Consider the following 22,026-nt stretch of genomic DNA (forward strand, 5'->3'; position numbering starts at 1 on the left):
ATCCGATGCGAATGTGGTTTTTGAGTGCTGGCCTGGCCTTGATGTGCATGGCCCAGAACGCAGCGGCGGGTACAGTCCTGATCGTTGGCGATAGTATCAGTGCCGGTTTCGGCCTGGATACCCGCAAAGGGTGGGTTGCCCTGCTGGAGCAACGGCTCAAGCAGGAGGGTTTTGACGATAAAGTGGTGAATGCTTCGATCAGTGGCGACACCAGTGCCGGAGGCCTCGCGCGGTTGCCTGCGGCGCTTGCAGCGCATAAACCGGGTGTGGTGGTGATCGAGTTGGGCGGCAACGATGGGCTGCGTGGTCAGCCGCCGGCGCAATTGAAACAAAATCTTGCTTCGATGATTCAGGCGTCCCAGGACAGCGGTGCCAAGGTGCTGCTGCTGGGCATGCAGATTCCACCCAACTATGGCAAGCGTTACGTCGAAGCGTTCGCCAAGGTATTCGGCGAAGTAGCAGAGGAAAAAAAGGTGCCGCTGGTGCCGTTTTTCCTGGAGGGGGTGGGTGGACATCCCGACCTGATGCAAGCGGACGGCCTGCACCCGGCAGTCCCGGCCCAGGGCAAGTTGCTGGAAAATGTCTGGCCAACGCTAAAACCGCTGTTATGACGCTTTTCTACCGGCAGGCTTTCGGCTAAGGTGGCGCCCCCCCGATTTGGAGCCCCTGATGTCGCGTCCTGCCTGGTCCCTGTTTAATTACCAACTGATCGAGCCGGACGAACAGCTGGATCTGTTCGCCTGCCAGGAAGTCCGGGTGCATCTGGTGGCGCGTCAACTGGAGTTGGGCGGCTCGATTGACCGCACGCTCTGCGGCACCTTACTGCCGGCGCAACCGCTCTGGTCTTCGGTGGATCGTTCGATCTTCCAGGACCAGCGGCTGTGCCCGTTGTGCAGGGCGATTCTCGAGTCGCAAAAGCGCGGTACACCGCCGATCTGGCCAGAGCTGCGCTTCGAGCTCTAGCGCGGCCGGCTTGATGCCAGGCGCTCGCTTCACGTATACAATCAGTTTTTTCCTACCGTCGTCTGCGAAGGATTTTCCGGATGTTGTCGCGCCTCTCCGTCGTTACCTGTTGCCTGTCTCTTGCTGCGCTCTGTGCGGCCGGCGCGGCGCAAGCCTTGCAGTTGCCGTTGCCGCCCCCTGGTGAGGACATCGTCGGCCAGGTCCAGGTGATCAAGGCCAAATACGAAGATACGTTTGCCGACCTGGGCACTACGTATGACCTGGGGTATTCGGAAATGGTCGCGGCCAACCCGGGCGTCGATGCCTGGCTGCCGGGCGCGGGGACGGACATCGTGCTGCCGACGCGTTTCATCCTGCCGCCGGGCCCGCGCGAAGGCATTGTGATCAACCTTGCGGAGTATCGGCTCTACTACTACCCCAAGGGCCAGAACGTGGTCTACACCTTTCCGTTGGGGATTGGTCGTGAAGGCTGGGGATCGCCCATTGCCCATACCAGCATCATCGCGAAGACGCCGAACCCTACCTGGACACCGCCCGCTTCGATCAAGGCCGAACACGCCGCCAACGGTGACCCGCTGCCCAACGTGGTGCCTGCCGGCCCCGACAACCCGTTGGGCCCGTTCAAGTTCACCCTGGGCACGCCGGGTTATCTGATTCATGGCTCAAACATGAAATTTGGTATCGGCACGCGTACCAGCCACGGTTGCTTCCGTATGTTCAACAACAACGTATTGGAAATGGCCAGCATGGTGCCGGTCGGCACCTCGGTACGCATCATCAACGACGCCTATAAGTTCGGCAGCGCCGGCGGCAAGGTCTACCTCGAAGCTCATACGCCGTTGAACGACGATGGCACGCCGTCGGTGGTCGACAAGCACACGGCGGTGATCAATGCCTTGCTCAAGCGTGAGGACCTGGCCAATAGCCTGCGGGTGAGTTGGGATCAGGTGCGTGATGTGGTGGCGGCGGAGGATGGTTTGCCGACGGAAATCGGTGTGCCTGGCGTCGCTCCGATCGCTTCCAGCGCGCCAGTTGATTTTCAATAGACGCCCCAAGCCCTAATGCCAGTCAGTTAAGGCTTTTGTAGGAGCGAGCTTGCTCGCGAAGAACTCAGGGCCACCGCGTTTATCCAGAATGAACGTGTTGCCTAGACGTTTTTCGCGAGCAAGCTCGCTCCTACAGTGACCCTCTTTCGCTTTACTGACCGGCATTACCCCAAGCCCGCTCCTGCTGCCTGGCGCAGCGGATTTCAGGTAAAAAAAAGCCGACCCATAAATGGATCGGCTTGATAACAACCCCGAGGGATTATTACTTGCGGCTTGCTTTTTCAAGCATGCGCAGAGCGCGCTCGTTAGCTTCGTCAGCAGTCTGTTGTGCTTTTTGAGCAGCAGCCAGCGCTTCATCAGCTTTACGGTAGGCTTCGTCTGCACGAGCCTGGGAGCGAGCTGCTGCGTCTTCCGTTGCAGTCAGACGAGCTTCGGTTTCTTTGGAGACGCTGCTGCAACCGGTAGCCAGAACTGCGGCCAGAGCCAGAGCAGAGAATTTCAGAACGTTGTTCATCGTGTTCCCCTTCAAGGACTTTCTATTAGATGGCTACTGTCTCAGAGTGAGCTAATAGCCGGCGTACATACTACCCATTACTTGTAGTAAGTAAACTGACGTAGCGCAAGAAGCAAAAAAAATTCTTGCACCGAATCTATTTTGGCTAATCTTTTGAAGGTTTGTATAAAAACCCGCCAGATTTTTTCATTCTGTCGAAGATTGGATCCAGGCTGAAAGGGCCGGCCCGCATGCGTCGAGCGGTGTAAATAGATGAAATTTTATATATCCAAGCCGGCACTTTCGTTGCGGCGGGTTGTCTCGCACCGGGCATCTTTCGCTTATCTAGAGGTGACTTTAACGGCGCCAGTTCGTCTCACGCTTCAACTGCCGGCAATGTTCAGGCGTTCGATCACCGGGTGATCGAGGCCCTTTCTAATATTCCACCTGTGGCAGGGGATGACGAGTGTGCCTTGAGCAATTGCTGGATTGGTGCCTACTATTCCCTACGTGCAGGTGTGAGCGCTCAGGGTTTTCTCGTTGTCGAAACCGGCACGGGGTGGCGTAGATGTTCCTTCGCCGGAAAAACATCGGTAAGGTAGGGTCAATATTCAAGACCCGCGAGGAGTAGTGATGAGCGAGGCGTTGTCCATCCACCATGACCAGGCTGGTCATCAGTTCGAGACCAATGTGGACGGTCATCGTGCCTATCTGACCTACATGGACCTCGGGAAACAGACCCTGGATATCTATCGTACGTTTGTGCCCAACGCGTTGCGTGGGCGTGGCATTGCGGCCGCGTTGACTGAAGAGGCGTTGAAGTTCGCCGAAGAGTCAGGCTACACGGTCATCCCGTCCTGCTCTTATGTGGAACGCTACATGGAGCGCAACCAGCGCCATGCCGCAAAGCTCTGAACGAGCAGCCATAAAAAAAACGCCGGGTTTAGCCCGGCGTTTTTGTGTGTGCCTGATTCAGCTTCAGGTGCGTTTGCGATTGGGCAATACGTCCTTGAGCTTGGCGTGCATGCTGCGCAGGGTGTTCTCGGTAGCGGCCCAGTCGATGCACGCATCGGTGATCGACACCCCGTACTGCAAGTCGGCCAGGTCTTTTGGAATGGCCTGGCAACCCCAGTTCAGGTGGCTCTCAACCATCAAGCCGATGATCGACTGATTGCCTTCGAGGATCTGGTTGGCGACGTTTTCCATCACCAGCGGCTGCAGGGCCGGGTCCTTGTTGGAGTTGGCGTGGCTGCAATCAACCATGATGTTGGGCTTGATCCCGGCCTTGTTCAGCGCCTGTTCGCACAGTGCGACGCTGACCGAGTCATAGTTGGGCTTGCCGTTGCCGCCGCGCAGTACCACGTGCCCGTAGGCATTGCCCTTGGTCGTGACGATGGACACGCCGCCTTCCTGGTTGATGCCCAGGAAGCGGTGAGGGCTGGAGACCGATTGCAGCGCGTTGATCGCCACCGTCAGGCCGCCGTCGGTGCCATTCTTGAAGCCCACGGCCGAGGACAGGCCGGAAGCCATTTCGCGGTGCGTCTGGGACTCGGTGGTGCGGGCGCCGATGGCCGACCAGCTGATCAGGTCCTGCAGGTACTGCGGGGAAATCGGGTCCAGCGCTTCGGTAGCGGTGGGCAGGCCCATTTCCGCCAGGTCCAGCAGCAGTTGACGACCGATGTGCAAGCCGTCCTGGATCTTGAACGAGTCGTCCAGGTACGGGTCGTTGATCAAGCCTTTCCAGCCAACCGTTGTACGCGGCTTCTCGAAATACACGCGCATCACCAGGTACAAGGTGTCGGACACTTCCGCTGCCAGCACCTTGAGGCGTTCGGCGTACTCGTGGGCCGCCTTGAGGTCGTGGATCGAGCAAGGCCCGATCACGACGAAGAGGCGGTGGTCGGTGCCGTCGAGAATGTCACGGATGACTTCGCGGCCCTTGGTGACGGTCTGCAGGGCAGCGTCGCTCAGGGGAATTTCGCGCTTGAGCTGATCGGGCGTGATCAGGGTCTCGTTGGATTCAACGTTAAGGTCATTGATCGGTAAATCAGCCATCGTGTTACTCGTCAGGGTCACGGGTGCCGGCCGCCAGCCATCCCCGTGCGGCGGAGCACAGCATGATTTGGATGCAGGGGGGAGGAACCTTAGCGCGTAACACGGGCCCGCGACAATGGGCAAAGCCCGCTTTAATCCAGCACTGGCTGCACAACCGTCTCATGGGAGAACTCATTGGCGTGGCGCGATACCCAGTCGCGAGCCAAGGCTTCGAGTTGCTGGGGCGTGGGCTCGGCGGCGTCGTGCAGGCGGCAGTAGCGTTCGATCTGGCACACTTGCTCACCCATTCGTGCGCCGAACAGTGCATGTTCGTCGGCAAAACAGATGCCGATGCGATAGCCGGCCTCCACCCTGCGGCACCACGCGACATAGCCTGGATAGCGGGCGCTGGCGCCCAGTGAGGGGATATGCAGGTCGACCGCCGTGCCAGGGCGCCAGGCACGCGGCCAGTTGCAGGCAATGCCACCACGGCCGATAGTGCGCAGGCGTTGGGAGGGCAGGGCAGGAGAGGGACGTTGGATCAACTCGACAGCGACATCATCAGGGTGAGGTAGAAAACGACCCATGTACACGGACTCCGAACACCGTCCAATGGACGGCAGTGGCAGCAGTATAGTGAAGCAACTGGAATTGACCGACCTGGATATCGACCAGCAATTGCTGGGGTTGCCAGGGTGTTCGCTGATCGTGTTTACCAGTGTCGGTTGTTCGAGTTGCCGCTGGGCGCGCCAGCAGTTGCCGGGCTGGCGCTTGCCGGTGGACCGGCTGTGCTGGGTGGATGCCGGGCACAACGGCGGCGCGGTCGAACGTTACCAGATCTTTCATTTGCCCGCGTTGTTCCTCGTGTGCGAGGGTCAATTTCTTGGGCAATTACAGACGCGTCTTACACCGCCTGACCTTGTCGACGCGATAAACCAGGCGCTCACCCGCACACCAGAGGATTTGCCATGACCGCACTTGCACACCCTTCGCCACGCATTGGCATCATTGGCACCGGTGCCATTGGCGGTTTCTACGGCCTGATGCTGGCGCGTGCCGGGTTCGATGTGCATTTCCTGCTGCGCAGCGAATACGCGGCGGTCCGCGAGCACGGCCTGCGCGTCAACAGTAGCGTGCATGGCAACCTGCACCTGCACCCGGTGCAAGCGTATGCCAGCCCTGCCGATATGCCGCCGTGCGATTGGTTGTTGGTGGGGACCAAATCCACTGGCAACCCCGAGCTGGCGCCGACCCTCGCCCAGGTTGCGGCGCCGGACGCCAAGGTGGTGCTGCTGCAAAACGGACTGGATGTGGAAGACAGCCTGCGCGCGCACCTGCCGTCGTCGCTGCATTTGCTGGGTGGCCTGTGCTACATCGGCGTGCATCGCGCTGCGCCGGGCGTCGTCGAGCATCAAGCGCTCGGGCGGGTCAATCTGGGCTATCACAGTGGCATGGCAGCCAACGATCAAGCGCGCCAGCAAGCGATTGTCGAAGAGGGGGCCGCTCTGTTTCATCAAGCGGGCATCGAATCCCAGGCCATGGCCAGCGTGCATCTGGCGCGCTGGCATAAGTTGGTGTGGAACGTGCCGTTCAACGGCCTCTCTGTCTTGCTGGGCACGGGGACCCGCGCGCTGATGGCGGATGAGTCCAGCCGCGCGCTGATTCAAGCGCTGATGGCCGAAGTGGTACAGGGCGCTGGCGCCTGCGGCCATGACATTGCGGCAAGTTACGCCGAGCAGATGTTCGCCATGACCGAAACCATGGATGACTACTTGCCCAGCATGTACCACGATCACGCGCACAAGCGCCCGCTGGAACTGGAGGCCATCTACGCCCGACCGCTGGCTGCCGCCAAAGCGGCCGGCTGCGAATTGCCGCGCATGCAGGCGCTTTACCAGGCCTTGAGTTTTATTGATCGGCACACTCGCTGATTCGGGGGCAAGCACATGGCGACAGGATTGAGCGACAAACTGGTGCTGGCGATTTCATCGCGGGCCTTGTTCGACTTGAGCGAGAGCCACAAGGTGTACCTCGCCGAAGGGGTTGAGCCCTATCGCCAATACCAGATCGAGCACGAGGAGGAAATCCTCGAACCCGGCGATGCCTTTCCGCTGGTCAAGAAATTGCTGAGCCTCAACGCCAGCCTCGGGCGTGCCCGTGTCGAGGTGGTCTTGGTGTCACGCAACAGCGCCGATACCGGCTTGCGAGTGTTCAACTCGATCCAGCATTACGGTCTGGATATTTCCCGCGCCGCTTTCGTCGGAGGGCGTAGTCCCTATCCGTATCTGGCCGCCTTTGGTTGCCATCTGTTTCTGTCTACCCATGCCGAGGATGTGCGCAGTGCCCTCGACGCCGGTTTTGCGGCGGCGACTATCTTGTCCGGTGGTGCGCGTCGGGCGTCGAGCGAGGAATTGCGCATCGCCTTCGATGGTGATGCGGTGCTGTTTTCCGACGAGTCCGAGCGCGTCTACCAGGCTGGCGGGTTGGAAGCATTCCAGGCCAGCGAGCGCGAGTCGGCGCGCCAGCCCTTGCACGGTGGCCCGTTCAAGGGTTTTCTCGCGGCACTCAACCTGTTGCAGCGTGAGTTCGCCGACGAGGCCTGCCCGATTCGCACCGCACTGGTCACCGCGCGCTCGGCGCCGTCCCACGAGCGGGTCATTCGTACGTTGCGCGAATGGGATATCCGCCTGGATGAATCGCTGTTCCTGGGTGGCCTGGATAAATCCGCGTTCCTGGAAGCATTCGCCGCCGATGTGTTCTTCGATGACCAGGCCGGCCATTGCGAAAGAGCCAGGCAGGTCGTGGCCACCGGGCATGTGCCGCACGGCATCAGTAATGAGTTGAAAATCCAGGGCGAGCGCTGAGTCGTACCCCCTGGGCGCTGCTAAGCTGATTTAATCTCCGCCATCCTGGCAGTCCAGGGGGTTCTATGATTCGTTCGATACTGTACGCCACGGATCTTGGCCTGTATGCGCCGTACGTCATGCAACATGCCCTGGCGTTGGCGCGAACGTTCAAGGCAGATTTGTATGTGATTCATGTGGTGGAGCCCATCGGGTTGTTCGCAGAGTCGGTGTTGCAGAGCTACCTTGATGAAAAGGCGCTCAGCGAATGGCAGAGCCAGGGGCTGAGCACGGTCATGGCAACGATCGAGCAGCGGGTGCTCGACAGCTTTCGCGAGGAGTTGGGGGACGGGGAGCAGGACCTGGAGTTGATTCGTTCGGTGCGGGTGATCCAGGGCGACCCTTGCGAGGTGATTCTCGACCAACTGCATAAACTTTCCGTGGACCTGTTGATCGTAGGGAGTCATAGCCAAGCCAGCGCGGCGGCGACACCGCTTGGGCGTACCGCCGCACGGTTGCTGCAGCTGGCGAGCGTGCCGGTTTACCTGGTGCCGTCGCTGCAACGTCGACGCAGCGATGATATGGATCGGTAAAAAAACGATAAAAAGTTCTAGATTTATATATCTTACCTTTAATATAGTTATATACCGTCGCTGATACCCGTGGCGTCTATCTGCTTTGAGGGATTCATATGAAGCTTCAACAACTGCGCTACATCTGGGAAGTGGCGCACCACGACCTCAACGTTTCCGCTACCGCTCAAAGCCTTTACACGTCGCAACCCGGTATCAGCAAGCAGATCCGCCTGCTCGAAGACGAGCTGGGCGTTGAAGTGTTCGCGCGCAGCGGCAAGCATCTGACCCGCGTCACCCCGGCCGGCGAGCGCATCATCACCACCGCCGGTGAGATCCTGCGCAAAGTCGAAAGCATCAAGCAGATCGCCCAGGAATTCTCCAACGAGAAGAAGGGCACCCTGTCGATTGCCACCACCCACACCCAGGCACGCTACGCCTTGCCGCCGGTGATCCGTGATTTCATCAAGCAATACCCGGACGTGGCGTTGCACATGCACCAGGGCTCGCCGATGCAGATCGCCGAGATGGCCGCTGATGGCACCGTCGATTTCGCGATCGCCACCGAAGCTCTGGAGCTGTTCGGTGATTTGGTGATGATGCCGTGCTACCGCTGGAACCGTTGCGTGGTCGTGCCCCAGGGGCACCCACTGGCCAAGTTGTCGAAGCTGACCCTGGAAGCCCTGGCGGAATACCCCATCGTCACCTACGTGTTTGGTTTCACCGGTCGTTCGAAGCTCGATGAGGCCTTCAGCCACCGTGGCCTTACGCCGAAGGTGGTGTTCACCGCAGCCGACGCCGACGTGATCAAGACTTACGTGCGCCTGGGCCTGGGCGTGGGCATCGTGGCCAAGATGGCGGTCGACACCCAGCTCGATAAAGACCTGGTGGTGCTCGATGCCAGCGAGCTGTTCGAGTCCAGCGTGACCAAGATCGGCTTCCGCCGTGGCACCTTCCTGCGCGGTTTCATGTGCGATTTCATCGAGAAATTCGCCCCGCACCTGACCCGCGAAGTGATGGCCAAGGCGATCCAGTGCCACAACAAGCAGGAACTCGAAGAACTGTTCGACGGCGTTGAATTGCCGGTTCACTGATCCGTGTGGCGAGGGCGCCAACGCCCTCGCCACCGCGCTTCATTTGGCCTCGGTAACCGTGAACTGTTGCCGGGCGCCCGCCACCAGAATCTCTACCTCATCCTCGACACGCTTGCCCAGCAGGCTTTTGCCCAAGGGCGAGCGCGGGGTGATGACGGTTACCGGCTGGCCGACCACTTCAACCTTCAAGCCCGCGGCATCCGGCGCCAGGAACAGCCATTGCTGGCGACCGTTCTCGTCTTCCAGGCCCAGCAGCGTACCCACTTCGATCCCGCGATGGTCATCGTACGCACGCACCTGCAGGTTCTGGCACAGCGCCAGTGACTGCTTGATCTCTTCGACCCGCTTGGCCTGGCCGGCCGCCAGATACGAAGCCTCCAGCCCCAAAGTGTCGTACTTGTTTTCTGCGATGTTCTCCTCGTGTGTCGCTGTCTCGTAGGCGGTTTGCGCGGCGCGCTGGGCGATGTCGAGGTCGGCGCAGAGTTTTTCCAGGATCAGCTGGAGGACGGCGTGTTTATTCATGATCTCTAATCGCAGAATTGCAGGACATTGGCTTTGGATTTTTCATTTGGAGCGTTCTGATCCTGTTGCAGCCAGAACTGGCATTTGGGGTTGGCCAGGTTGCGCGCATTGCTTCGGGCCTGGTCCAGGGCTTGTTGCTGCTCCTGTTTTTGCAGGTTCTGCTGGTACTGCTCGAACATACGGTTCGGCGGCTCCGGCGCGACCACGGTCGGCTTACCCAGTTGCTGCACCGCCTGGGCCACGGGTGCGAGGCTTTGCGGGAACAGGTAGCGCGATGCCAGCCAGCTGGTCAGCGCGATGGCGATAAACCCCAGCCACACGCCTGCGGCAATGGCGATACACAGCTTGAACAGCGACAGCGGACGGTCAGACATGGTGGCCTCCTGGCAGGCATTGACGGCGTGGCAGCGATTGTCGCACAGCCACTGCGCAGAATAATCGCGATCAAGCCTTCTGCATCGGCGCATTTATGCGGACAATCGAGCCTTTGAGCCGTGGAGCCCGGAATGAAAGCCCGCTGGGATATTTTTTGCAGCGTCGTCGATAACTACGGCGACATCGGCGTGACCTGGCGCCTGGCCCGCCAATTGGTCGCGGAGCACGCGTGCGATGTGCGCCTGTGGGTCGATGACCTGCGCGCCTTCGAGCGCATGTGCCCACAGATCGATGTAAACCTGGCGCAGCAATGGCAAGCGGGTGTGGATGTGCGCCACTGGCCGTTTGACTGGTCGACAACGCCTGCGGCCGATGTGGTGATTGCCGCGTTCGCTTGCCAGCTGCCGCCTGACTATATGGAAGCCATGGCCGCGCGTGAACGCACGCCGTTGTGGATGAACCTGGATTACCTCAGCGCCGAGGACTGGGTGGTGGGCTGTCACCGCCTGCCGTCGGTGAAGTTCAAGGGTGTGCAGAAGTACTTCTTTTTCCCGGGCTTTCGTCCGGGCACCGGCGGGCTGTTGCGTGAGGCGGGGCTGCTGCAACAGCGTCAGGCTTTTCAGCAGGATGCCGATGCGCAGCGACAATTCCTGCAAAGCCTGGGCGTATTTCCGCTAGCCGATGCGCGCCTGATCTCACTGTTCGCCTATGAAAACGCCGGGCTCGGCAGTTGGCTGGACGCATTGTCGACGGACGGGCGTGCCACTCATCTGTTGGTGCCGGAAGGGCGCATCCTGGGTGACGTGCAGCGCTGGCTGGGCGAGGAGGGGTTGGCGGCGGGGGCTGTGCATCAGCGCGGAGCCTTGACTGTGCAGGTGCTGCCGTTCGTGCGCCAGGCGCAGTACGACCTGTTGCTGTGGTGCTGTGACATCAATGCCGTGCGCGGCGAAGATTCGTTCGTGCGCGCCCAGTGGGCCGGGCGCCCGTTGCTGTGGCACATCTATCGTCAGGACGAAGACATCCACCTCGACAAGCTCGATGCGTTCCTCGAGCTGTACACCGCCGCGTTGTCGCCCGCGGCCAAGGCGGCGCTGGTTGCACTCTGGCAAGCCTGGAACACCGAGGCGGATATGGCCCAATCCTGGAAAATGCTGCTGGAACACTGGCCGGAGCTCAGCCGGCATGCGCAAGACTGGTGTCTGGAACAGGGCTTGCAGGCCGATCTTGCGACGGCGCTGGTACAGTTTTATGAAAGTTGGATATGATACGCCACCTTGATTTTTGTAAATCCCATCCAAATTTCGGATATATGCAATGAAAACTGGTAAAGAACTGAAACCCGGTACAGTGATCCGTCTCGAAAACGACCCTTGGCTGGTTCAGAAAGCTGAGTTCACCAAGTCTGGTCGTAACAGCGCCATCATGAAGACCAAGCTGAAGAACCTGCTGACCGGTTACAAGACCGAGATCGTCTACAGCGCCGATGACAAACTGGACGACGTGATCCTCGACCGCAAGGAAGCGACCCTGTCCTTCATCAGCGGCGACACCTACACGTTCATGGACACCACCGACTACACCATGTACGAGCTGAACGCTGAAGATATCGAAGCCGTTCTGCCGTTCATCGAAGAAGGCATGGAAGACGTCTGCGAAGCGATCTTCTTCGAAGAGCGCCTGGTTTCCGTAGAGCTGCCGACCACCATCGTGCGTAAAGTGGCCTACACCGAAGGTTCCGCTCGTGGCGACACTTCCGGCAAGGTGATGAAGCCTGCCAAACTGAGCAACGGTACCGAGCTGCAAGTAGCCGATTTCATCGAAATCGACGACCTGATCGAGATCGACACCCGCGAAGGTGGTTCGTACAAAGGTCGCGCCAAGAAGTAATTCTGGCCCTGCCTTACGAACGGAAAAGCCCGACCATGCGTCGGGCTTTTTTGTGCCTGCGGGGTTTACTTCAGGTGTTGCTTGAGTTCGTCCGACGCTTGCAGCAATGCCGAGCGCACCGCCGGTACCTGGCTGACCACGTTCAGCAAACCGTAGTCGTGGATCATGCCGTTGTAGCGTACGGCAGTCACCGGCACGCCGGCCTGATCCAGCTTGCGGGCGTAGGCTTCCCCCTCGTCACGCAGTACATCGGCGCCAGCGGTTTGCACCATCGCAGGTGGCAACCCCTTGAGTTGATCAGGGGTGGCTCGTAGTGGCGATGCGTAGATCTCGGCGCGCTGGTTGGCGTCGGTGGTGTAATTGTCCCAGAACCATTTCATCATGTTCCGGGTGAGGAAGTGCCCCTCGGCGTACTGGTTGTAGGAGCCCGTGTCGAAGTTGGCATCGGTCACCGGCCACAGCAGCAGCTGAAACTTGATCGCCGGCGTACCCTTGTCCTTGGCCATCAGGCTGACCACCGCTGCCATGTTGCCGCCGACGCTGTTGCCCGCGACTGCCAGGCGCTTGCCATCGACGTTGATCTCTTTACCGTGCTCGGCCACCCATTTTGTTGCGCCATACGCTTGGTTGATCGCCACCGGATAACGCGCTTCTGGTGACGGCGTGTAGTTGACGAACACCGCCACTGCCCCCGAACCCACCACCAGGTCCCGCACCAGGCGTTCATGGGTGGGGTAATCCCCCAGCACCCAGCCACCGCCGTGGAAGAACATGAACACCGGCAAAGTACCCTTGACCCCGGCTGGACGCACAATGGTCAGGTCCAGCGGCTGGCCGTCGACCTGAATGGTCTTCTGGCTCACGTCTGCCTTGGGCAGGCTCAACTTCACCCCGGCCTGGGCACCTGTCAGCACCGCACGGGCCTGTTGGGGCGTCAATTGCTCGATGGGCTTGCCGGTGCCGGCGTTCAGCGCATCCAGGAAACCCTGGGTACTGTGCTCCACATCACCGCTAGCGGCGAAGGCGGTGCTGATGGACAGGGCAAGCAGGCTGCCGGTGAGCGCTTTAGCAAAGGTGTTCATGGTTTTCTCCGATCTGGGCGCGTGGTTAAACGGTTACGTGCAGGCGCACATCAACGTTGCCGCGAGTGGCGTTGGAGTACGGGCAGACCTTGTGGGCGGCGTCGACCAGGCTTTGCGCATCGTCTTGCGCCAGGCCTGGCAGGCTGATGTGCAGGTCGATGTCCAGGCCGAAGCCACCGGGGATCTGGCCAATGCCGACATGGGCGGTGATCGAAGCGTCATCCGGGATCTTGCGTTTGGTCTGGCTGGCGACGAATTTCAGCGCGCCGATAAAGCAGGCCGAGTAGCCGGCAGCGAACAGCTGTTCAGGGTTGGTGGCCTGGCCGCCAGCGCCGCCCAATTCCTTGGGGGTGGAGAGTTTGACGTCGAGGATGTTGTCGCTGGAGACAGCGCGACCATCACGGCCGCCGGTGGCGGTGGCTACTGCGGTATAGAGCGTTTGCATGGTGTCGTCCTCTGTGTTGTTAGCGCTAAATGTTTGTGCGCTAAGTAGTTGGTGAGGTGAATGTATAGCGCTAATGTTTAGCGCGCAAGATAATTTTATAAATATTTTTGGGCGATGGGAAAACAATGTGGGAGGGGGCTTGCTCCCGATGGCGGTGGGCCAGCCACTCAATGCGTATATGGCCTACCGCTATCGGGAGCAAGCCCCCTCCCACATGTTCAGTTGCGTCTTTAGATTGCGTTCTGCAGGTTGCTGCGCAAAGCAACCAAATCGGCCTGCAGCTTGCGTAATTGTTCCAGTTCCAGCCCGCTGGCCCCCAGGATGCACTGGGGAATGCCCATCGCCCGGTCCTGCAGCGCCCGCCCGGCGTCAGTCAACTCCACTACCACCACGCGTTCGTCTTCGCGGCTGCGGGTGCGGCTCAACAGGCCTTCGGCTTCAAGGCGCTTGAGCAGCGGGGTCAGGGAGCCGGGGTCGGTGAGCAGGCGATTGCTGATTTCACCGACGGTCAAACCATCTTCTTCCCACAGCACCATCATGGCCAGGTACTGCGGATAGGTCAGGCCGAGCGCCTGGAGGAGAGGCTTGTAGACCTTGGTCATCAGCAGCGAGGTGGAATGCAACGCGAAACATAGCTGGTTATCCAGCATCAAGGATTCGCAGGGTGTGGGATTCTTGCTCATGGCGGTGCCTCGAAAAAAGCCTGTATGGGCTGGAATCTAGCGGGCAAATCTTTAATGCACCAGATAATTCTACCCGGACGGTCAGACCATGGTGCTTCGCAGGGCCAGATCCCAGGGTGGCACCGGGCTGAAACGGGACTTCAGGTATTCCAGCAGCAATCGGCTGCGCGCATTGGGTTGTTGTTCCAGGCGTAGCGCGTAAATGCCGGTGGTTTCCGGGCTGGGCAAGCCGTTTTCACAAAACAGGGGCAAGAGTTCACCGCGCACCAGGTATTCGCTGGCCAGCCATGTCGGCAGGTGTGCAATACCCAACCCCGCCAGGGCGCCGCTGAGCAGAGCTTCGGCATTGTTGGCACTCATACGGATACGGCGAGGGCGGTAGATGGCGCGGCGCCCGTCCAATTCGAAGCGCCAGGCGAACATCGGCGCCAGACCGTCCCAATCCAGGCCGTCAAGTTCGCTCAGCTCCCGCGGGTGCGTCGGCGTACCGCGGCTTTTCAGGTAGCCCGGACTGGCGCAGGCGATGCGCACAATACTGGCGAGCGGCGTGGCGATCAGTCGGGTGTCGGCAATATGCCCGGCGCGCAGTACCAGGTCGACCTTGCCCAAATGCGCACCCTGCATATCAACAAAGCTGTCGATCAAATGCAGGTGCACATCCAGTCCAGGGTACACCTTCAGGAAATCTGCAATCACCGGCGCCAAGTGCCGTCGCCCGAAAGCCGCCGGTGCATCCATGCGGATCAGGCCTTCCGGCGCATGGCTCAACGACACGGCTTCGGCGCGCGCCAGTTGCAATTCACTCACAATCCGTCGCGCCCGCTCGGCAAAGGCCAGGCCAGCCGGGGTGGGCACCACGGCATGGGTGCTGCGCTGGAACAGGCGGCTGCCGACTGAGTTTTCCAGGCTGTCGATACGCCGCGCCACGGCCGAGGGGGTCAGCGGATGGCGGCGTGCAGCGGCGGAAAAGCTGCCGGTTTCGAGTACATCGAGAAACAGGCCCAGTTGGTCGGTGAGGGTATTGGGATTCATCGGCTCATGCTTATGCGAAGTTGGCACAACCATTGTGCGTTGCTGTGCGTTTCCGTACCAGGGCCGACTGCGTAGCATGCAAGGCTTGGGATGACGGAGTAGCGAGCGGTGTTGGATTTAGCGATGTATCTGGTATTGGGTGCGGCCCTTGGCACAGTGGGCGGCTTGTTTGGCATTGGAGGCGGGCTGATTGCCATCCCCGTGCTGGGGGTGCTGTTCGGCCTGGACCAGCAGATCGCCCAAGGCACTGCGCTGGTCATGGTAGTCCCCAACGTGATGCTGGCCCTGTGGCGCTATCACCAGCGCAACCGCATCGAGCTGCGCCACGCCTTGCCGCTGGGTGTGATGGGCTTCAGCTTTGCCTGGCTAGGATCGATCTGGGCGGTAGGCCTGGATGCCGGGGCGATGCGGATTGGGTTTATCGTGTTTTTGGTGGTGCTGGCGGCCTATAACCTGTTGCGCATGTTCACCCGCAACGCACCGCCGACCGCGCACATGCGCTATTCCTGGCCCTGGTTGGGCGTACTCGGCGCAGCGTCGGGCGCCATGGGCGGGTTGTTTGGTGTGGGTGGCGCGGTGGTGGCCACGCCGGTGCTGACCAGTGTTTTCGGCACCACCCAGGTCGTCGCCCAAGGCTTATCCCTTGCGTTGGCGCTGCCCAGCACCGGAGTGACGCTGGTCACCTACGCCTGGCACCACCAAGTGGACTGGCTGATCGGCGTGCCGTTGGCGGTGGGCGGCCTGCTCAGTATCAGCTGGGGCGTGAAAGTCGCTCATGCGCTACCCGAGCGCGTATTGCGTGGCCTGTTCTGCGGCTTCCTGGTGGTGTGCGCGGTGATGCTGACCTTTAAAGTCTGAAGCCTTCGAGGATGTAGTCGGCCAGGCATTCGGTGATGGGCGACGTCATCTGCGGGTTGCGCAGCAAGCGCAGGTGCATCGACGGCAAGGGGGGGAAGCCTTCGTCGCTACCGAGTACGCGCAGGTCCTGGGGCACCAGGCTTTCCATGCTGATCATCGCCGCCAGGCCGGCACTGACGACTGCCAGGATCGCCGCGCCGTTGGAGCTGTGATAGGCCAGGCGATAATCCCTTCCGGCCGCATCCAGCGCCGCCCGGGCCCACTGCGTGTAAACACAGTCGTCGCCGGAAACCGCCAGCGGCAGGGCGTCATGCTCGTCCACGCAGAAACACGGCGAGGCGGCCCACACCATGCGCTCAGTGCGCAAGAATTCACCCAGATCATTGCCGGGCTCGCGGCTGATCACGGTCAATGCCAGGTCCCGGCGCTGCATCAGCACCATTGACGACTCGCAGTGCAGTTCGATCTGGATCAGCGGGTAAGCCTTGGAAAACTGCTTGAGGATGCCTGGCAGGAAGCGCATCACGTAATCGTCCGGCGTGCCGATGCGCACCAGGCCCACCATATGCGGCTCGCGCAGGGTGTTGAACACTTCGCTGTGCAATTTCAGGATGCGCCGCGCATAACCCAGCAACACTTGGCCCTCGGGGGTCAGCCGCACCTGACGGCCATCGCGTTCGAACAGCTTGCGCTGCAGCACGTCCTCTTCCAGGCGTTTCATCTGCATGCTCACCGCCGACTGGGTGCGGTTGACCAACTCGCCGGCCCGGGTAAAACCACCCTGATCGGCGATGGCGACGAAGGTGCGCAGCACTTCGGTGTCGATGCTGGGGTACGTGGACAATTGATCAATCTCCGAGATGTGTTTCATAAGAAACATTCGTTGGATTGATCATAAGCCCAGGCACACACTGGCGTCATCCCCACTGGAGGGCGAGAAGATGAAAGGTCAAACAGATGTTGAATTGATGGCAAAGTGGCCGCTTTCCGGGCTTCTTCATACGATTTCGCGTTGGCAGGCGCTGCATCGTGAACGCCAGATGCTGGCGGGCATGAGCGACGACGCGCTCAAGGATATCGGTCTTAACCGTATCGATGTCGAGCAGGAAATCCATCGGCATTTCTGGGAAGACCCGCTGCGAAAGTAACCGGGAATGCAGTAGGGTAGGACGCGCGTATTCGAGGAGCTACCCATGCCCGCCGTCCTGTCCTTTTCCCTCAAGCAAGCACGACGCATGGCGCTGGCAGCCCAGGGGTTTTCCGGGCGCCAGCCGCCGGCACAGATAAAAGCTGCGCACCTCAACCGTGTGATCGAGCGCCTCGGTGTGCTGCAGATCGATTCGGTCAATGCCGTGGTGCGCTCCCATTACCTGCCGCTGTTTTCTCGGCTGGGCCGTTATTCCCCCTTGATGCTCGAACAGGCTGCCTGGAGCCAGGGGCGGCAGCGCTCGCTGTTCGAATATTGGGGGCACGAAGCCTCGTTGCTGCCCATGGCGCTGTACCCAATGATGCGCTGGCGCATGGAGCGGGCCAAACGGGGGCAGGGGATCTACGCGCAAATGGCGCGATTCGGGCGTGAGCAGCAGAGCACTGTCCAGCGCGTACTGCGCGCCGTTGAAGAGCAGGGCGCCTTGGGCGCGGGCAGTTTGTCGACCCGCGAGGTGCGTGCCGGGCCCTGGTGGGATTGGAGCGACGAGAAGCACGCGTTGGAATGGCTGTTCGCGGCCGGCCTGGTCACCGTTGCCGGGCGGCGTGGCTTTGAACGCCTCTATGACTTGCCCGAACGGGTACTCCCCGCCGAAATCCTTCAAGCCAACCTGAACGAAGCCGAGGCCCAGCGGGGCTTGTTGTTGCACAGCGCAACCGCCCTGGGAGTGGCCACTGAAAAAGACCTGCGCGATTACTTTCGCCTCGAACCCGTCGACAGCCGCCAGCGCCTGGCCGAGCTGATCGAGGATGGACAGTTGCTGAACTGCCAGGTGCAAGGCTGGAAGCAGCCGGCGTATTGCTTGCCGGCACCCAAAGTGCCACGCAACGTGCCGGCCAGCGCCTTGCTGTCGCCCTTTGATTCGTTGATCTGGGAGCGTGCCCGTACCGAGCGCCTGTTCGATTTCCGTTACCGGCTGGAAATTTACACCCCGCAACACAAGCGGGTGTACGGCTACTACGTGCTGCCGTTTTTGCACAACGAGCGGATCGCTGCGCGCGTCGATGTGCGCGCCGAACGGGCCAACGGCTGCCTGGCGGTGCATGCGGTGCACGAGGAAGAGCCGGGCCTGGATGACCAGGGGATGTCGGCGTTGGCGCTGAACCTGCGGCAGATGGCCGATTGGTTGGGGCTGCAACAGGTCGTGCTCAATTGCCAGCGGCCGAGCGCCGCGCGGTTACGGGTGGCAATGCTCGGCCTGGAGGCTGGTCTTTAGGGCGCCATCGGGGGCAAACCCCCTCCCACATTTTGAAATGCATTCCAACCTGTGGGAGGGGGCTTGCCCCCGATGGCATCAGTCCAGGCGACAACGTCTTCAGCGTTTAACCTGTTTCAAGGTTTCGGCAATCAAAAACGCCAGTTCCAGCGACTGATCGGCATTCATCCGCGGGTCGCAGTGGGTGTGATAGCGGTCCGACAAGCCGTCCTCGGTGATCGGCCGTGCGCCGCCAATGCACTCGGTGACGTTCTGCCCGGTCATCTCGATATGAATGCCGCCGGCATAGCTGCCTTCAGCCTGGTGCACCTGGAAGAACTCCTTCACTTCGCCGAGGATCTGCGCAAAGTCGCGGGTCTTGTAGCCGCTGCTGGCCTTGATGGTGTTGCCATGCATCGGGTCGCAGCTCCACAGCACGTGCTTGCCTTCGCGCTGCACCGCGCGAATCAGGTCTGGCAGGTGGTCGCCGACCTTATTGGCGCCCATGCGTGCAATCAGGTTCAGGCGGCCAGGGTCGTTGTCCGGGTTGAGGATGTCGATCAGGCGGATCAGGTCGTCCGGGTTCATGCTCGGGCCGACCTTGACGCCGATCGGATTATTCACCCCGCGCAGGAACTCGACGTGGGCGCCATCCAGCTGACGGGTACGGTCGCCAATCCACAGCATGTGGGCCGAGCAGTCGTAGTAGTCGTTGGTCAGGCTGTCACGGCGCACGAAGGCTTCTTCATAGTTGAGCAGCAACGCTTCGTGAGCGGTGAAGAAGCTGGTCTCGCGCAGTTGCGGCGAATCGTCCATGCCGCAGGCGCGCATGAAGGCCAGGGTCTCGTCGATGCGGTCGGCCAGTTGGCTGTACTTTTCGGCCAGCGCGGAGTTGGCGATGAAGTCCAGGTTCCACTTGTGTACCTGGTGCAGGTCAGCGAAGCCACCCTGGGCAAACGCGCGCAGCAGGTTGAGGGTGGCGGTGGACTGGTGGTAGCTCTGCAACAGGCGGTCCGGGTCCGGGACGCGGCTGTTTTCGTCGAAGCCGATGCCATTGACGATATCGCCGCGGTAGGCGGGCAGGGTAACGCCGTCGATGGTTTCATCGTTGGACGAGCGCGGCTTGGCGAACTGGCCGGCCATGCGCCCGACTTTCACCACCGGGCAGCCGGCGGCGAAGGTCATGACGATCGCCATCTGCAGCAGCACCTTGAAGGTGTCGCGGATTTTTGCGGCGGAAAACTCGGCAAAGCTCTCGGCGCAGTCACCGCCTTGCAGCAGGAAGGCGCGACCCTGGGTGACTTCGGCAAACTGACGACGCAATTCGCGGGCTTCCCCGGCAAACACCAGCGGCGGGTAACTGGCCAGGCTCTGCTCCACTTGCAGCAGGTGCGCGGCATCCGGGTACCGGGGTTGTTGCTGGATCGGCAGGGCACGCCAGCTGTCGGGGCTCCAGGGTTGGCTCATCATGCACTCGTTGGGTAGGTTGACGTTCGGGCGTCAATGTTAGCAGCAATTAGTGCGTGACCTGCTGCCGTCGCTTGGCCGACAATCGCGCACTTTGCCCCGCAGCCAACCCGTTAGGAGTAGTGATGAGCGAGGAGCGTGTCGAGCGCCTGCTGGCCGAAGTCCATGATGATTTCGGCATGATCCGTGTGTTGGAAGTGGCCGATTACCGTTTTCTCGAATTTGGCGATGCCATCGAGCAAAGCTGCGTATTCACCGCCGACCCGAGCTGGCTGGAGTATGACTACACCCGCGCGATGTTGGTCGGTGCGTTGTGCCATGAGCAGCCGGAGAGCGCGCTGTTCCTTGGCCTTGGCGCCGGCACGCTGACCCAGGCCTGCCTCAAGTTCCTGGCGCTTGAGGATGTCGAAGCCATCGAGCTGCGCCCCGACGTACCGCGCCTGGCGATTGAATATCTGGGCCTGGACGATGATCCACGCCTGTATATCCGTATCGGCGATGCCCTGGAGTTGCTCGACAGCGCCGAATCGGCCGACCTGATCTTCGTCGACCTGTACACCGACGTGGGGCCTGGCGTCGGTCACCTGGCCTGGACGTTCCTGGAGAACTGTCAGAAAAAGCTCAATCCCGGCGGTTGGCTGGTGATCAACCAGTGGGCCACCGATGATGGCAAGCCGCTGGGCGCGGCGTTGTTGCGCGGGTTGTATCACCGGCATTACTGGGAACTGCCGGTGAAGGAGGGCAACGTGATCCTGCTGGTGCCTTCGGAGCTGGATCAGGAACTGGACCTGGACGCGTTGTCCGCTCGCGCCGAGGCCTTGGCGCCGCGACTGGGTTATTCGTTGCAGGCGTTGATCAAGGTGATTCGGCCGGCGACCTAGGCGTCTGTTCTGGCGCTATCGGGGGCAAGCCCTAATGCCAGTCAGTTAAGAAGTAGAAAGGGTAAAAAGTAACCTGTGGCGAGGGAGCTTGCTCCCGCTGGACTGCGCAGCAGTCCCATTTTTGGGGCCGCTTCGCGGCCCAGCGGGAGCAAGCTCCCTCGCCACAGGTACAGTGTTCGTCCTTAACTGACTGGCATTAGGGCAAGCCCCCTCCCACATTTGGAACGCATTTCAACTGTGGGAGGGGGCTTGCTCCCGATGAGGCCGGCACTGCCCACTCAAATACCCTTGAACACCCCAGGCCGCTTCTCGATCATCGCCCGCACGCCCTCCTTGGCGTCTTCGCTGTTCAGCAACTTGTCTACCATCGGCGGCAACGCGGCGGCCGCCACGGTCTCGCCTTCCTTGTGCGCCAATCGCGCCGACATCAACGTTGCCTGCACCCCAAGCGGCGCCTGGCGTGCGATGCGATTGGCCAGCTCGATGGCGCGGGGCAGCAGGTCTTCGCTGGCCATCACTTCCTGCACCAGGCCGAGGCGCAGGGCTTCATGGGCGTCGAACTCGTCGCCGGTCAGCAGCCAGCGCATCGCATTGCCCCAGCCGGCGATCTGATGAAAGCGTAATGTCGCACCGCCAAACGGAAAGATCCCACGCTGCACTTCCATCTGCGCAAAACGCGTGTTGCTCGCGCAAAGATTGATATCCGCCGCCAGCATCAACTCGATGCCGAGGGTCAGGCAGTAGCCATGGGCGGCCACGATTACCGGTTTATTGACCCTGGGACCGGCGAATACGCCCCAGGGGTCGCAGCCGCCCAGGGGCGGTTGCCAACCTCCCGCCATGACGCCGCTGACATTGGCCAGGTCGAGCCCGGCGGTGAAGTGGTCGCCATGGGCAAACACCACGGCAACCCGCGCGTCAGGGTTTCGATCAAAATCGCCATAGGCCATGCTCAGTTCGTTGAGCAGGTCGAGGTCGAAAGCATTGCGCTTTGCCACTCGGTCCAGCCCCAGCAACAGGACATGGCCCTGGAGTTCACGGGTAACGCGGCTGGTGCTGGCTTGATTCATCGGGGGACCCTCGGGGCGCGGATTAAGGTTTCAGACCAAGGGGCAGGCCTGGACAGGTGAACCGTTTAAGCGTGATGACCAACAGGGCCGGGCCTTTGCAAAATAGACCCTGGCGCAGTTATCTGCAAAGGCTGTGACGCAGCGCGGTTTATCGGTGCTTTGCGATAAAAAAAGCTCCCTTTTTCAGCTATTTCCGGTATAGTGCGCGCCGGCCTTTAACCGGGCCGCGTTTAGGTAGCGCAATTCCCCGAAGTCAGCTTCGGCTGCACGTCCGCAC

Annotated in this window: 27 protein-coding genes; 15 read left to right on the top strand and 12 right to left on the bottom strand. The window is 60.8% G+C overall.

Annotation, left to right across the window (positions count from 1 at the left end; genetic code table 11):
* Positions 1 to 5 precede the first annotated feature (5 nt).
* From C4J88_RS08075 to C4J88_RS08085, 3 genes are all read left to right on the top strand, one after another.
* Positions 6 to 611, top strand: coding sequence for an arylesterase (locus C4J88_RS08075; protein WP_124406681.1), 606 nt, complete (start codon positions 6 to 8; stop codon positions 609 to 611).
* A gap of 58 nt (positions 612 to 669) precedes the next feature.
* On the top strand, positions 670 to 963 hold the full coding sequence (locus tag C4J88_RS08080; RefSeq protein WP_057722836.1) for a hypothetical protein: 294 nt from the start codon (positions 670 to 672) through the stop codon (positions 961 to 963).
* Positions 964 to 1,043: 80 nt separating this feature from the next.
* A complete protein-coding gene (locus C4J88_RS08085; protein ID WP_124406682.1) occupies positions 1,044 to 2,009 on the top strand; it encodes a L,D-transpeptidase family protein in 966 nt (321 codons plus the stop codon).
* 262 nt (positions 2,010 to 2,271) lie between these two features.
* Here the strand turns inward: C4J88_RS08085 and oprI are convergent, their stop codons facing one another.
* On the bottom strand, positions 2,272 to 2,523 hold the full coding sequence (gene oprI, locus C4J88_RS08090; RefSeq protein ID WP_003172710.1) for an outer membrane lipoprotei OprI: 252 nt from the start codon (positions 2,521 to 2,523) through the stop codon (positions 2,272 to 2,274).
* 612 nt (positions 2,524 to 3,135) lie between these two features.
* Here oprI and C4J88_RS08095 point away from each other — a divergent pair.
* The gene (locus C4J88_RS08095; RefSeq protein ID WP_124406683.1) at positions 3,136 to 3,417 is read left to right on the top strand and encodes a GNAT family N-acetyltransferase; all 282 of its coding nucleotides are present in this window, start codon (positions 3,136 to 3,138) and stop codon (positions 3,415 to 3,417) included.
* A gap of 63 nt (positions 3,418 to 3,480) precedes the next feature.
* Here the strand turns inward: C4J88_RS08095 and C4J88_RS08100 are convergent, their stop codons facing one another.
* Positions 3,481 to 4,557 carry a 3-deoxy-7-phosphoheptulonate synthase gene (locus C4J88_RS08100; protein WP_124361897.1) on the bottom strand — a complete coding sequence of 359 codons (1,077 nt, stop codon included), beginning with the start codon at positions 4,555 to 4,557 and terminating at the stop codon, positions 3,481 to 3,483.
* 131 nt (positions 4,558 to 4,688) lie between these two features.
* Positions 4,689 to 5,123 (bottom strand): PilZ domain-containing protein, encoded by a 435-nt coding sequence (locus C4J88_RS08105; protein ID WP_124370119.1) that lies wholly within the window; start codon positions 5,121 to 5,123, stop codon positions 4,689 to 4,691.
* On the opposite strand from C4J88_RS08105, the gene C4J88_RS08110 reads away from it, so the two are divergent.
* The 5 genes from C4J88_RS08110 (at position 5,122) to cysB (ending at position 9,045) form a co-directional block, all read left to right on the top strand.
* On the top strand, positions 5,122 to 5,508 hold the full coding sequence (locus C4J88_RS08110; protein WP_124406684.1) for a thioredoxin: 387 nt from the start codon (positions 5,122 to 5,124) through the stop codon (positions 5,506 to 5,508). The two genes, C4J88_RS08105 and C4J88_RS08110, sit on opposite strands and share 2 nt — an antisense overlap.
* Positions 5,505 to 6,467 carry a putative 2-dehydropantoate 2-reductase gene (locus tag C4J88_RS08115; RefSeq protein ID WP_124406685.1) on the top strand — a complete coding sequence of 321 codons (963 nt, stop codon included), beginning with the start codon at positions 5,505 to 5,507 and terminating at the stop codon, positions 6,465 to 6,467. Before C4J88_RS08110 ends, C4J88_RS08115 begins: the two co-directional genes overlap by 4 nt.
* Positions 6,468 to 6,482: 15 nt before the next feature.
* Positions 6,483 to 7,400: a 5'-nucleotidase gene (locus C4J88_RS08120; RefSeq protein WP_124406686.1), complete on the top strand. Its 918-nt coding sequence runs from the start codon at positions 6,483 to 6,485 to the stop codon at positions 7,398 to 7,400.
* A 65-nt stretch (positions 7,401 to 7,465) separates the two neighbouring features.
* Entirely contained in the window at positions 7,466 to 7,972 is a 507-nt protein-coding gene (locus C4J88_RS08125) for a universal stress protein (RefSeq protein WP_124403512.1), read from the top strand.
* 98 nt (positions 7,973 to 8,070) lie between these two features.
* Positions 8,071 to 9,045: an HTH-type transcriptional regulator CysB gene (gene cysB, locus C4J88_RS08130; protein ID WP_124370121.1), complete on the top strand. Its 975-nt coding sequence runs from the start codon at positions 8,071 to 8,073 to the stop codon at positions 9,043 to 9,045.
* A gap of 39 nt (positions 9,046 to 9,084) precedes the next feature.
* Here cysB and C4J88_RS08135 read toward each other — a convergent pair whose 3' ends face one another.
* Together C4J88_RS08135 and C4J88_RS08140 are read right to left on the bottom strand one after the other, a co-directional pair.
* Complete coding sequence (locus C4J88_RS08135; protein WP_124406687.1) at positions 9,085 to 9,567, bottom strand: GreA/GreB family elongation factor; 483 nt, start codon at positions 9,565 to 9,567, stop codon at positions 9,085 to 9,087.
* Between the two features lie 5 nt (positions 9,568 to 9,572).
* Positions 9,573 to 9,941 carry a hypothetical protein gene (locus C4J88_RS08140; protein ID WP_124366375.1) on the bottom strand — a complete coding sequence of 123 codons (369 nt, stop codon included), beginning with the start codon at positions 9,939 to 9,941 and terminating at the stop codon, positions 9,573 to 9,575.
* 132 nt (positions 9,942 to 10,073) lie between these two features.
* Between C4J88_RS08140 and earP the strand changes: the two genes are divergently transcribed.
* Together earP and C4J88_RS08150 are read left to right on the top strand one after the other, a co-directional pair.
* Complete coding sequence (gene earP / locus C4J88_RS08145) at positions 10,074 to 11,207, top strand: elongation factor P maturation arginine rhamnosyltransferase EarP (RefSeq protein WP_124406688.1); 1,134 nt, start codon at positions 10,074 to 10,076, stop codon at positions 11,205 to 11,207.
* A gap of 49 nt (positions 11,208 to 11,256) precedes the next feature.
* Positions 11,257 to 11,829: an elongation factor P gene (locus C4J88_RS08150; RefSeq protein WP_003172723.1), complete on the top strand. Its 573-nt coding sequence runs from the start codon at positions 11,257 to 11,259 to the stop codon at positions 11,827 to 11,829.
* A gap of 65 nt (positions 11,830 to 11,894) precedes the next feature.
* Here the strand turns inward: C4J88_RS08150 and C4J88_RS08155 are convergent, their stop codons facing one another.
* From C4J88_RS08155 to C4J88_RS08170, 4 genes are all read right to left on the bottom strand, one after another.
* Positions 11,895 to 12,911 (bottom strand): alpha/beta hydrolase, encoded by a 1,017-nt coding sequence (locus C4J88_RS08155; RefSeq protein ID WP_124406689.1) that lies wholly within the window; start codon positions 12,909 to 12,911, stop codon positions 11,895 to 11,897.
* 25 nt (positions 12,912 to 12,936) lie between these two features.
* The gene (locus C4J88_RS08160; RefSeq protein ID WP_124406690.1) at positions 12,937 to 13,356 is read right to left on the bottom strand and encodes an organic hydroperoxide resistance protein; all 420 of its coding nucleotides are present in this window, start codon (positions 13,354 to 13,356) and stop codon (positions 12,937 to 12,939) included.
* Between the two features lie 230 nt (positions 13,357 to 13,586).
* Positions 13,587 to 14,039 carry a MarR family winged helix-turn-helix transcriptional regulator gene (locus C4J88_RS08165; RefSeq protein ID WP_124406691.1) on the bottom strand — a complete coding sequence of 151 codons (453 nt, stop codon included), beginning with the start codon at positions 14,037 to 14,039 and terminating at the stop codon, positions 13,587 to 13,589.
* An 81-nt stretch (positions 14,040 to 14,120) separates the two neighbouring features.
* Positions 14,121 to 15,071, bottom strand: coding sequence for a LysR family transcriptional regulator (locus tag C4J88_RS08170; RefSeq protein ID WP_124406692.1), 951 nt, complete (start codon positions 15,069 to 15,071; stop codon positions 14,121 to 14,123).
* Between the two features lie 108 nt (positions 15,072 to 15,179).
* Here C4J88_RS08170 and C4J88_RS08175 point away from each other — a divergent pair, with 108 nt between their 5' ends.
* Positions 15,180 to 15,929, top strand: a complete 750-nt coding sequence (locus tag C4J88_RS08175) for a sulfite exporter TauE/SafE family protein (protein ID WP_124403519.1) — start codon at positions 15,180 to 15,182, stop codon at positions 15,927 to 15,929.
* Here the strand turns inward: C4J88_RS08175 and C4J88_RS08180 are convergent.
* Positions 15,919 to 16,800: a LysR family transcriptional regulator gene (locus tag C4J88_RS08180; protein ID WP_124366381.1), complete on the bottom strand. Its 882-nt coding sequence runs from the start codon at positions 16,798 to 16,800 to the stop codon at positions 15,919 to 15,921. The genes C4J88_RS08175 and C4J88_RS08180 overlap by 11 nt on opposite strands.
* A gap of 70 nt (positions 16,801 to 16,870) precedes the next feature.
* On the opposite strand from C4J88_RS08180, the gene C4J88_RS08185 reads away from it, so the two are divergent.
* Together C4J88_RS08185 and C4J88_RS08190 are read left to right on the top strand one after the other, a co-directional pair.
* Positions 16,871 to 17,077: a DUF1127 domain-containing protein gene (locus tag C4J88_RS08185; protein ID WP_256657887.1), complete on the top strand. Its 207-nt coding sequence runs from the start codon at positions 16,871 to 16,873 to the stop codon at positions 17,075 to 17,077.
* A 45-nt stretch (positions 17,078 to 17,122) separates the two neighbouring features.
* Positions 17,123 to 18,352, top strand: coding sequence for a winged helix-turn-helix domain-containing protein (locus C4J88_RS08190; RefSeq protein ID WP_124406694.1), 1,230 nt, complete (start codon positions 17,123 to 17,125; stop codon positions 18,350 to 18,352).
* 99 nt (positions 18,353 to 18,451) lie between these two features.
* Here C4J88_RS08190 and C4J88_RS08195 read toward each other — a convergent pair whose 3' ends face one another.
* Positions 18,452 to 19,798: a class II 3-deoxy-7-phosphoheptulonate synthase gene (locus C4J88_RS08195; protein ID WP_124406695.1), complete on the bottom strand. Its 1,347-nt coding sequence runs from the start codon at positions 19,796 to 19,798 to the stop codon at positions 18,452 to 18,454.
* Between the two features lie 125 nt (positions 19,799 to 19,923).
* Here C4J88_RS08195 and C4J88_RS08200 point away from each other — a divergent pair, with 125 nt between their 5' ends.
* A complete protein-coding gene (locus C4J88_RS08200) occupies positions 19,924 to 20,679 on the top strand; it encodes a spermidine synthase (RefSeq protein ID WP_124366385.1) in 756 nt (251 codons plus the stop codon).
* A gap of 278 nt (positions 20,680 to 20,957) precedes the next feature.
* Here the strand turns inward: C4J88_RS08200 and C4J88_RS08205 are convergent, their stop codons facing one another.
* Entirely contained in the window at positions 20,958 to 21,749 is a 792-nt protein-coding gene (locus tag C4J88_RS08205) for a crotonase/enoyl-CoA hydratase family protein (protein WP_124406696.1), read from the bottom strand.
* Positions 21,750 to 22,026: the final 277 nt, after the last annotated feature.

It is taken from the genome of Pseudomonas sp. R4-39-08, assembly GCF_003852275.1.
GTDB lineage: Bacteria > Pseudomonadota > Gammaproteobacteria > Pseudomonadales > Pseudomonadaceae > Aquipseudomonas.